Here is a 9,560-nt window from a genome sequence, read left to right as displayed (position 1 = left end):
TGAGTGTAATGTACTCCAGACGCGCATCCCGAAAGGTACAGGATTTCCAGAACTCATGAATAATTTTGATTCTATGAGCCAGTACCTATCCCATTCAGGAGCTACCACAAATTGATATACGCCATAAGTTCCTAAAATTAACACACACCAGAGAAATGTTCGTTGAATGTTCTGGCGATAGCTGGGATAATCTCGCCAGTTAATAAATAAGTGAAAAGCGAAAATGACAGGACTGAGCCAATCCATCAATCCGCGTGCTACAGGGATTGGTGGGTTATAAATCAGACCGATTAGAAAGCCATAGAACACTCCAATAAAAGCCAAAACAAACGGCAAGCCCCCTTGACGTGAGGCGCGGGGAAAGTGTCGTAAGAATGTTGCGATAGTGACAAACACTACCAAGTAGGGTGCTATGAGCATCTGACGGGTAGCGTCCCAGCCCACCCGATAATCAACTAAGCGAGTAGCTAAGGGCGTGAGAAACCAGATCCACCAGGTAAAGCTGATGTAGAGAATGGGATGCCGCAAGTATAAAAATATGGCTACGATTAAAGCTGTTACTGGGTAAATTAGGCGCAATGCAGCAGTAGCACCAGCAAAATAGCAAGCTACAGTCAGTAATACAAAGCCTGCGATCGCCATCCAACCCTGTTGCGATCGCTCCTCAGGAGAATAGTTTTCTTGTAAAAAACTATTGAAAAGTATCTGTCTAGAATTCATTCAATTTTAGATTTTGGATTTACCAATGCTAACTAGTACAATGTCTAAGCTAATTTTTAAGGTTTGTAGTAAGAGGATGTTTTAAAAGGGTCTTTTGCTTTCCTAGTTAGGACAGCAAAGTATCTCAGTACATGGCTAAAACCTTGATTTATCGTCAAAGTTAACTCAAGTGAGAACAGCAAAATTATACCTTCTGGGACTTTTAAAACATCCTCTAAGGACTTTAGTCCTTACTACGAACTTGTTTATCCATCAATTCCAACTTTACAGACCACTAGAGCTAAAAAGAAATTGAATTCATTTTGAATTTTGAATTTTGAATTTTGAATTGTTTATATCCTTGCCAACGTCCCCGCCAGGATGCAAGTAATTTTTTCCCTGCTAACTGCCCTTGGCTAGGTAAAAATCTCAGCCATTGGACGAAACCCAAACTATCGCATGTACCCACGAATACTGCCCAGAATAAAAATACAATCCGGCGGATAAATGGCAAATGCTCTAATAAAACTAAGGTTTCATTATGGACTAAATTAATAAAGGCAATTTCATTAAAATTATTTCGCTGGTCTTCATCAAAACGTTTTGCTGGATAGTGATCTACAGCAACATTAGGATCGTAAATTATCTTCCAACCAGCCCGTTTTAATGTCAGAGTGAATGCCATTTCAAAATGTACCTGCGCTCCAGTACCACGCATCCGCTCGTCAAAGCGCATTTGTCCGATTGCTTGGGTACGAAAACTCATGTTTACGCCCTTGAGAATATCGACTTCGCGGGGTTCTCCCACTCCCAAGTGATGGTTGCCAATCACTCGCCCAAACCATTGCAACTGTCCCACTACTGGGCGGGATTCGTTTTCTAATTTGCTGCCGTGGTATATCCAATCACGCCCACCAAGTCCGCCGAGGCGGCTATCACAGGTAAAGTAAGCGGCGATGCGTTCTAACCAATCTGGGTGAGGTGCAGCATCATCATCAGTAATGGAAACAATATCACCCTCCACTGCTGCTAGTCCGGCGTTGAGGGCTGCTACTACCCCCGGTTGTGTCACTTTCACGGTATGCAATGGCAAGTTGTGGGCTTTGAATTGCGCTAGAAATTCCCAAGTTTCTGCATCCGTGTCGCGGACAACGACTATCACCTGATCGACGGGTTTAGTTTGCTCCTGTAGCGCCAAAAGGCAGCGTGATAGGTCTTGTGGACGGCGATAAGTCGGTATCAGAACGGTGTTCCGCATTCTTGCTTAACTCCTCGAATAGATCCACATAAGTTTGTGCCATAGTAGTCCAGCTATGTTGTTCTGCCACAAAGCGAGCAGCTTTGCCCATTTGCTGCATCAACGGGACATCGTTCACCAAGGACATCAGCGCCACAGCCAAAGCATCAATATCATCTGAGTCGGATAAGACGATGCCAGATTCTGGTGTCACCAACTCTCCGCCCCCGGTGGCTGTGGCAGTAATTACTGGCAGTCCTGAAGAAAGTGCTTCTAACAATACGAGGCTGCAAGCTTCGTATCGGGAAGGAAAAACAAATAAATCTACTGCTTGCATAATTTCGGGAATATCACGGCGAAATCCCACAAAATGCACGCGATCGCTTAACCCTAAAGATGTTGCTAATTCTGGGAAAGGGCTACCTTGGGTGTGTCCCACCACCGCCAAATGTAAATCGGGAACTTTCGCCAAAGCGTGCAAGACTGTATCTAAGTTCTTTCTGGGTGTGCGGATATCTCCGGCGAACAGTGCTAGGGTAACATTCTCTGGTAAACCTAATTTTTGGCGATTGCTTGGGCCAGGGGCAAATTCTTCTAAGTCAACGCCATTGATAATTACGCGAATGCGAGAACGCGGCACACCAATGTTAACTAATTCCTGGGCGACCTTTTCGGATACAGCTACCACAACCTGCGCTTTTTGGAAAGCCTGCTTTTCCCAACGGGCATTAAAAGCCGTAAACAGCCATTGATAGAAACCATACAAATCTCGGCGGTTGCGGGAAATATGAACAGGCGATCGCAACCATGAACTGTGGACAAAATGTACAGCATTCACATCAGCCGGAGCCAGATTAATTGCTCCATTGACTTTAACTAAATCAATCTCATAACGATTTTGACGTAACCAATCTGCGCTTTTTTGGGCAAATATGAAATTCCGCACAAATTCTGTAGGATAGCCTTTGACTGGAATTTTAATCCAATTAACTTGACTATTATCTTCTAGTTCTGGTGCGACTTCACTGGCTAATAATGTCAGGTGATGACCACGACAAATTGCTTCTTGAGCAACTTCGTAATTTACCCGCCCCTGACCATCACCTTTTTTGATTTTATGAGTAACAATACAAAGTTTCATACACTACCTTGCTTGGTCAAATAGGCTGAAACAAAGACGCAAAGTAAAAATCAAAAAAATCTTATTTTTATTACCTCTGTGTCCTCTGCGTCTCTGCGGTTCGTTAAAAAAAATCTACAACTCAAACATGCTGACTCTATTATTTAGAGATTTCTATTAATTTTTCTGCGAAAAAACGCGGAGTAAAACTAAGAGTTAGTGCAGCCACAGTTCGCACATCAAATTTTTGTTTATTCAACGCCTGCCAAAAATAAGGACGTGCTGCGGCTATCTGTTCGCTTCGTAGCAAACCAATTCCCAAAGTTGTATTAGCTTCTAACCATTTCTGTTGAAAGTAAGTCTTAAATTGCTCTAGACGAGCGTCTTCCATAAAGACTTGATAACAAAACATTTCGCTTTTAGCTTTGCGGATTTTTGCCTGCACATCTCGACTACCACTGAGCATAGTATCAGTTTGCTCATGGGCACGATATCGCGTCAATCTTTCTGGATAGTAGTAAGCACCGTAACCAGATATACAACAGAGATAAGTTAAATATAAATCCCACATGCCGCCAACTTCTGAGGGCATACTATCCCAATCGATAATATTATTACGAATCACACAAGATGCAGCAGTGGGTATGCTTTTATCTATTAATCCAATTTTGTAAAAAGGTTGATGAATTCCTTTTGCTAGTTTGTCTCGCTTATAACCGCGTGTATTTTCTTCAGTTCCAGCATTATTAATTATGCTATTAGCATCTATGATATATTGGTCACAAAAAGCGAGAATTAACTCAGAATTTGCTTCTAGAGGTGGTACTAGCTTTGCTAAAAAATCTTCATTCCAAATATCATCATCATGAAGACTAGCAACATATTTACCTCGCGCCATCTTGAAGCCATGTTGCTGATTAGCAATCATCCCCACATTTTGCTGATGCCGCCAAAATCTAATGCGTGAATCACCAAAAGATGCCACAAGTGCTTGAGGATTTTCTGAACTACAATTATCAGAAACAATAATTTCGATATTTTGATAAGTTTGTTTAACAGCACTAGCGATCGCTTGCTTGAGATACTCTGGTCTATTATAGGTGGGGATAATAACACTAACTAAAGGCTGTTGATATTCTTGAGACAATGACATAGTTTTTTCCTTTATATTTAATATGTAAAAGATGAACAATTTGATGTATCAAACTAAGCTTATTTCGCTTGAGAAACGCTATATATTTTTTTCGCTCTATAAGGAAATTCAGCTATTGTTTTTGCATAAATTGTTCGGAGATTATTTACATGAGCATTCATGGTAAATTCTTTCATTAATAAAGCATGACCTTGTTCGCCCATATATCGGCTTTTTTCATAATCTCCATACAAATCATGAATAGCATCAGCCAGCTTTTTGATATCATTAGCTGGAACAAGAATACCCGTTTCTCCATCTCGCAAATGTTCTGGAATCCCTCCGACTGCACTACCAATTATAGGTCGATAACGAGAGTATGCTTCTAGAGTTACAAGACCGGCAGGTTCAGGCCAAACACTAGGAAAGATGACTGCAAAACACTGTTCGTAAAGGTTATTTAATGTGTTGCGATCGCACCAACCATGCCAAGTAATTCGGTTACTTAATCCGAGTGTATTTGCTAACCTTTCTAACCGTGGTCGTTCCCAGCCTTCACCTGCAATATCAAGTTTAATTTGCGGATTTGTATGTACTAAGGTTTTAAGTAACCATTCCAAACCTTTATCAGAAACAATCCGTCCAACAAACAAAATTCTATGATTTTGGTGGATTTCTAAACTCAGGGGTGCGGTTGTTCTTTGTGGTATAGAGATACCACAGTGTAGCGTTACAGTTCGCTCAGGAGGTACACCGTTTTTAATCAACTCTTGACGCACGTATTCGCTATTAGCAACAAAAGTAATTTTTACTTTTTTTAAGGTATCTAATAACTGATGAGTATTTTGAAGTTCTTTAAGAGTTCTTAAAGGTCTACGGCTACCACATTTATCTACTAATTTACCCCAGGTACAACCTAAGTAAGAGAAGTTGCGATCGCAGATTGTTCGCTGCCCAGCTAAATACTTTGTGCCACTAGGACAGTACAATGAGTGATTATGAACGCTGAAAACCGTAGGACACTCGCCTGTAAGCTGCAAGAGTAAATCCGGGCTGTGGAGGTGTAGCAACTTAAACTGGCTTTGGTCAACATTCTGAAGCGATTTTATCACGCGATCGCTAACTTCAGGTGGTCGATGTTCAAACAGAGAAGCTAAATAAGTTTCAACACCCCCGCCCTCACCTACATCAAAATTGGAGCATTGATAAATCAGGTCTTCTTCAAAAATACCCCTGTGCAATTGTTCATTATTTTGCTTGGCATTATTAATTGAGTTAGGCATTAATCACCACTTATTTTCTACGTTATTGTTAATTGTATTCCTTAGATAAATAGATGTTAACCTTTATCAATTTATATGCCAACATTAAACCAGAACTTGTGTCTAACATCATTCACATAATGCCTGAGAGCAATGTTTTTACTTGCAGATTTATCTGGATAAATGAACTGATCTTCTACATTGAGAACATATTTTTTTGAGCATATAGGTTTACCATGATTGTGGTGCATGGTCAAATGAACAATTGTTTGTTCAGTAAAATAAGTAGGAGCTTCTTGAAGATTTGCTAAACGTTCGATAGCAAAACTCCAGTCAAATTCATGCCTAAATAATATAAATCCACCATTTACTGGATTTGACTTTTCAGAATCATCATAAATAATTCGCTCATCTAGTGATATAGAACAATCAGGTAGATAAAGAGAATATTTATCATCCGAGTTACTCAAATCAATTAAGTCAATCCCGGCGGGAAAAAACAAAATATCTGAATCAGTGTAAATCGTAGTTCCATTAATCGGAATTGACATTAATGCCGATAATTTTTTGCCCAGAGGATGCAGTTTGGCATAATCAAGAACACATTGAGGTAAATCCTTTCTCAAGAAGTTTTGTAAAGGTATTACCTTAACGCAGGGATGGACGCGGTGGAGTAAATTACAACTAAACTCAGTGTAACTGCCATCAGAAACTACAGCGAATGTATCTGGAATGCCGACATTACGAATGAATGAGCGAATACTTGCTACTTGTTCTGGTAGATCGCGTTCACATGAGAAAGCATAAACACTTACCGGAACTTGTCGAGTTTGTTTTATTGGGATGCTGACAATCTGAGAAAGGGCTGCTTTATATAGAGATCGATTAAATTTTCCCTGAATTTTAGCAGTATGATAGCCTAGATTTACCATTTATTTTTCCTTGTTAAAACTATAAGTAATTCAGCCAGATAAAGAATTGATAATTTACGAGTTACTGTCTTCTCTACGAGACGCTCCGCAAACGTAGCGGGGCATAGCCCATTACGAATGACGAATGACAAATGACGAATGACGAATGACGAATGACAAATGACGAATGACAAATGACAAATGACAAATGACAAATGACAAATTACGAATTATAGTATTGCATCTGGTGATATTCCCAAAGCTTGCCTTTACGTCCGAGTAATTCTTGATATTTGCCCTGTTCTACTATCCGCCCTGCTTCCAACACTACGACTTTATCTGCTTTAGCAATAGTAGAAAGACGGTGAGCGATCGCAATTACTGTTCTACCCACAGATAGCTTTTCTAATGAATCTTGAATTAAGCGCTCGGATACAGAATCTAAGGCACTAGTTGCTTCATCCAAAATCAAAATTTCGGGGTTCCGTAGTAGCGCCCGTGCGATAGCAATTCGCTGTCTTTGTCCTCCAGATAATCTAACGCCGCGATCTCCCAATTTGGTATTAAAACCTTCGGGCATTTCTAAAATAAATTCCAGCGCATTCGCTAGTTTAGCAGCTTCTTGAATTTGCTCATTAGTAGCTTGGGGAGTACCATAAGCAATATTTTGCCAAACATCAGTATTAAAGATAAAAGTATCCTGACTGACGACAGCTATTTGACGACGTAGAGAGTTAATTTCAAACAGCCGGATATCAATTTCATCAATATAGATATTTCCCTCTGTAGCATTATAAAATCGGGGAATTAAATCAGCAAGAGTTGTTTTACCAGCACCAGAGGCTCCGACTAATGCAGTCATTTTCCCTTTTTCAATGGTTAGGGTAATATTATGCAACACTATATTTTTGTCATCGTAGCCAAAATCTACAGATACTAGATTTATTCCCCTTTGTAAAGCTTTAAACTTAAGTGTTCCATTCTGAAAATAATTTTTATCATCACTTTTGAGCAGATTTTTAATGTTGTCTGCCGAGCCATGTAGAGTACTGAGAAATGCTCGTGTGCCATTAATATCTTGAACAAACGGGATGAAGCGAAATAGCACAAAGAAAAATGTTAGCAAAGAAGCAACTTGTAGCGTTCCATTACTAACCAAGCTAGTGAATGCCAAAATAATCATTCCGACCAACACCGTAGTAGCGACCCCTTCGGCAATTGGCTTGACAAGTGTCCAAGTGAATACAACTTTAGTTGTAGTACTTACTACCTTGTCGCTAGCTTTGTAATAACGCTGGCGCTCAAATTCTTGAGTACCACAGGAATGAACCGTGCGAATGCCATTAATAAATTCTATGGCTGTTGATGTAAAATTAGCATTAGCACTTGTCATGCCAAAACTTGATTCTCTGACTCTGGCATTCAGATTAGATAAACCTACACCTAAAAGTGTAAATAGTAATGCTGAAATTACAGTCAGTTGCCATGATATCAAAAACATTGAAATCAAGTAGACAAGAGTTGTGATTCCTCTAGTTATTAAAAAGGCTGCGCCACTGAAACCCTGTCTTATTCTTTCAATTTCTGTGGTAATTGTGTTAATTAGTTCACCAGAACGAGTTTTGGCAAAGTAACTTAACGATAAGGATTGTAACTGTTCAAAAATTTGCTTACGTAAGCGATCGCCAAAATGCAGTTGAGATAATTCAGTATAGACTTGTCCCAAGTAATTGAAGGCAACACGTAACCAAGTACTTAATAAAATCAGCGAAGATACCCGGTACAGACGATTAATTGGGGATGTATTTGCTCCCAATACTAAATTATCAAACCATTCTATTCCTGTTTGGACAGGTTGAGCGTTGGGACTAGTTAAGCTTTGCAAAAATGAAAGTAAAAAACCAATACTTACACCTTCAAAAGTTGCCGCCAGAATCGAGAATATCAGAGCTAAAATTACAATCTTGCGAAAGTGTTTAAATTCTCGCAATAGCAAATAGTTGTCCTGCCAGAAGCTGGAGGCTTTGAGCAGACTACGGAGTTTTTGAGGAAGTTGAAAATGCATGGATTTTATAATAATAGTTTGGCAAGGTAGATAGACCGCTTTAGCCTCAGTGCGGTAAATGAAACCATCAATTACCGCACAGATAAATTACCTCAGAACTTGCACCAGTCCCGACGACCGCCTCAGAATGAATTCTGAGGCTTATAGCTAAAGTCTTCTAAAGAAGACTAAGTAAGGGTTGTAGTCCACTTGAGTGGACTTAGGCTATTAGCCTGAGAATTTATTCTCAGGCGGGATAGGCAGGTGTAAGATATAAATTACAGTGTTTGGCTATCTAGATGTAACAGGTGAGGCTGTGCTTCTACTTCCCATGAAGCTTTAATTTCTGGTAGTTTCTTTAGCTGTACTGCATCTTCTAAAGTCCAACAACGAGATCCGGTCAAATTCATGTCACCCCGCAGCACGTTAAATAACAGTGGCAGATTGTTGAGACTGTATTTACCCATCCAACGCCCTAGCGGTGTGATGTTTTGCGTGTGAAACCTCATTGCCCGAAACAGTTTACCCCGTTCTCCCACGCGCCACTCACGACAAAAAATTGACCCTGGCGAGTAAACCTGCATTAACACAACCAATCCCAACATGACTGGACTTACTAATAGCAGCAACACGAAAGCAGCAATCCAATCAATTAGTCGCTGTACTTGTCTCAAGGGTTGGTTAGGCAGTTTATTGCTAGCGGATATGCTTAGGAATATTGGCTTTTGAGCTTCTTCACATGCATCTGCCCAAAACCTGAGCAAAGCCTCACCCAATTTGGGATCTATGCTTACCAAACTTACAGGAGAATGTTGTAAGCATTCTACTAGCGATCGCTTACTGTTTAATGAAGGTAGATATGGTTGTTTCACTTGTCCAAGCGGCTTCACCAACAGCTTACCCCGTCGCCACTGGAGTGTGCAGTACCCACGATTATCTTGGTCTTCCTGGGTTACATTATATAAATTCTCTAGAGTTGGAATTATTGAAGTTGTCATAATGTCTTTGGGTTTATACAGGAGTGAATTGCTGAGGCGTTATCAAAGGCTATCAATGCCAAAGACCCAAATCCGAATCTTGTGTCAGTCCAAAAAGTTGGAGATAATTGAGGGCAAAAATATGTTATTGCTATTTGCCACTCAGCCAAGCACACAT

7 protein-coding genes and 1 pseudogene are annotated in these 9,560 nt (G+C 40.1%); all 8 read right to left on the bottom strand.

What is annotated here, in order from left to right:
- Window positions 1-720 (bottom strand): annotated as a pseudogene (locus tag LC574_RS12215) (O-antigen ligase domain-containing protein); the annotation flags it as partial.
- Window positions 721-1,000: 280 nt separating this feature from the next.
- Entirely contained in the window at window positions 1,001-1,957 is a 957-nt protein-coding gene (locus LC574_RS12210) for a glycosyltransferase family 2 protein (protein WP_229453765.1), read from the bottom strand.
- The gene (locus tag LC574_RS12205; RefSeq protein ID WP_229453764.1) at window positions 1,875-3,077 is read right to left on the bottom strand and encodes a glycosyltransferase family 4 protein; all 1,203 of its coding nucleotides are present in this window, start codon (window positions 3,075-3,077) and stop codon (window positions 1,875-1,877) included. The genes LC574_RS12210 and LC574_RS12205 overlap by 83 nt, the downstream gene beginning before the upstream one ends.
- Window positions 3,078-3,216: 139 nt before the next feature.
- Window positions 3,217-4,209, bottom strand: a complete 993-nt coding sequence (locus LC574_RS12200) for a glycosyltransferase family 2 protein (RefSeq protein WP_229453763.1) — start codon at window positions 4,207-4,209, stop codon at window positions 3,217-3,219.
- Window positions 4,210-4,268: 59 nt separating this feature from the next.
- Complete coding sequence (locus tag LC574_RS12195; RefSeq protein ID WP_229453762.1) at window positions 4,269-5,471, bottom strand: glycosyltransferase family 4 protein; 1,203 nt, start codon at window positions 5,469-5,471, stop codon at window positions 4,269-4,271.
- A gap of 71 nt (window positions 5,472-5,542) precedes the next feature.
- Window positions 5,543-6,382, bottom strand: a complete 840-nt coding sequence (locus LC574_RS12190; RefSeq protein ID WP_229453761.1) for a hypothetical protein — start codon at window positions 6,380-6,382, stop codon at window positions 5,543-5,545.
- A gap of 202 nt (window positions 6,383-6,584) precedes the next feature.
- On the bottom strand, window positions 6,585-8,426 hold the full coding sequence (hepA, locus tag LC574_RS12185; RefSeq protein WP_229453760.1) for a heterocyst formation ABC transporter subunit HepA: 1,842 nt from the start codon (window positions 8,424-8,426) through the stop codon (window positions 6,585-6,587).
- A gap of 257 nt (window positions 8,427-8,683) precedes the next feature.
- Window positions 8,684-9,403 (bottom strand): heterocyst development glycosyltransferase HepC, encoded by a 720-nt coding sequence (hepC, locus tag LC574_RS12180; RefSeq protein WP_229453759.1) that lies wholly within the window; start codon window positions 9,401-9,403, stop codon window positions 8,684-8,686.
- Between the last annotated feature and the right edge of the window lie 157 nt (window positions 9,404-9,560).

This window comes from Nostoc sp. CHAB 5715 (assembly GCF_020829685.1).
Lineage (GTDB): Bacteria > Cyanobacteriota > Cyanobacteriia > Cyanobacteriales > Nostocaceae > Nostoc.
This window is presented reverse-complemented; position numbering and strand designations above follow the sequence as displayed.

Excerpts from the sequence above, each read along its gene's own strand:
- LC574_RS12210 (WP_229453765.1), bottom strand. The coding sequence starts at position 1,957 with ATGCGGAACACCGTTCTGATACCGACTTATCGCCGTCCACAAGACCTA.
- LC574_RS12205 (WP_229453764.1), bottom strand. The coding sequence starts at position 3,077 with ATGAAACTTTGTATTGTTACTCATAAAATCAAAAAAGGTGATGGTCAG.
- LC574_RS12200 (WP_229453763.1), bottom strand. The coding sequence starts at position 4,209 with ATGTCATTGTCTCAAGAATATCAACAGCCTTTAGTTAGTGTTATTATC.
- LC574_RS12195 (WP_229453762.1), bottom strand. The coding sequence starts at position 5,471 with ATGCCTAACTCAATTAATAATGCCAAGCAAAATAATGAACAATTGCAC.
- LC574_RS12190 (WP_229453761.1), bottom strand. The coding sequence starts at position 6,382 with ATGGTAAATCTAGGCTATCATACTGCTAAAATTCAGGGAAAATTTAAT.
- hepA (WP_229453760.1), bottom strand. The coding sequence starts at position 8,426 with ATGCATTTTCAACTTCCTCAAAAACTCCGTAGTCTGCTCAAAGCCTCC.
- hepC (WP_229453759.1), bottom strand. The coding sequence starts at position 9,403 with ATGACAACTTCAATAATTCCAACTCTAGAGAATTTATATAATGTAACC.